The sequence below is a fragment of the Paraburkholderia sp. BR10954 genome (assembly GCF_040965775.1).
GTDB lineage: Bacteria > Pseudomonadota > Gammaproteobacteria > Burkholderiales > Burkholderiaceae > Paraburkholderia > Paraburkholderia youngii.
In genome coordinates this window covers 1-393 of sequence record NZ_JBFRCK010000240.1, presented here as the reverse complement: position 1 = coordinate 393, position 393 = coordinate 1, and the positions used below count along the sequence as shown (strand labels likewise).

General features: G+C 62.8%; 1 pseudogene. It reads right to left on the bottom strand.

Annotated elements, in window-relative coordinates:
- Positions 1 to 393 (bottom strand): annotated as a pseudogene (locus AB4Y34_RS42055) (acetaldehyde dehydrogenase); the annotation flags it as partial.

Here is a 393-nt window from a genome sequence, read left to right as displayed (position 1 = left end):
CGACCTCGATGAAGACCGACGTCTTCAGGCCGCTGAAGCGGCCGAGGCCCGGAATGTTGAGTGGCGCGTTAGCGGGAATTTCGTCGAACTGCACCTTCTGCTTCAGGCGATAGCCGGGCACGTACGCTTGCACCGCGGCGGCCATCTGCTCGATCGACGCTTCGACCTTGTCGAGGTCGGCCATCTCCGACAGCGTATAGACGGTATCGCGCATCATCACCGGCGGCTCGGCCGGATTGAGCACGATGATCGCCTTGCCCTTCACTGCGCCGCCGACCGCTTCGATCGCCTTCGACGTGGTCTCGGTGAATTCATCGATATTCGCGCGCGTGCCGGGACCGGCCGACTTGCTGCTGATCGACGCGACGATCTCCGCGTAATGCACCTTAGCGA